General features: G+C 66.2%; 1 protein-coding gene. It reads left to right on the top strand.

The annotated features are described in order from the left end of the window. Positions 1–260, top strand: a 260-nt coding sequence (locus TW83_RS17250; protein WP_045984020.1) for a proton-conducting transporter membrane subunit, incomplete at both ends; no start/stop codon positions are given.

Here is a 260-nt window from a genome sequence, read left to right on the forward strand (position 1 = left end):
GGTCAGCGCGATCGGCCTGCTGGTCGTCGTCTATGCCCAGCTCTACATGGCGGGCAAGGACCGCCTGCCGCGCTTCTTCGCACTGCTGATGGCGTTCACCGGTGCGATGCAGGGCATCCTTCTGTCGGGCAACCTGCTGATGCTGGTGGTGTTTTGGGAACTGACATCGGTCGTGTCGTTCCTGCTGATCGGGTTCTGGCACCAGGGCCAGGCGGCACGCGACGGCGCGCGCACCGCGCTGCTGATCACCGCGATGGGCG

This window comes from Paracoccus sp. S4493 (assembly GCF_000967735.1).
In the GTDB taxonomy this organism is placed as follows: domain Bacteria; phylum Pseudomonadota; class Alphaproteobacteria; order Rhodobacterales; family Rhodobacteraceae; genus Paracoccus; species Paracoccus marcusii.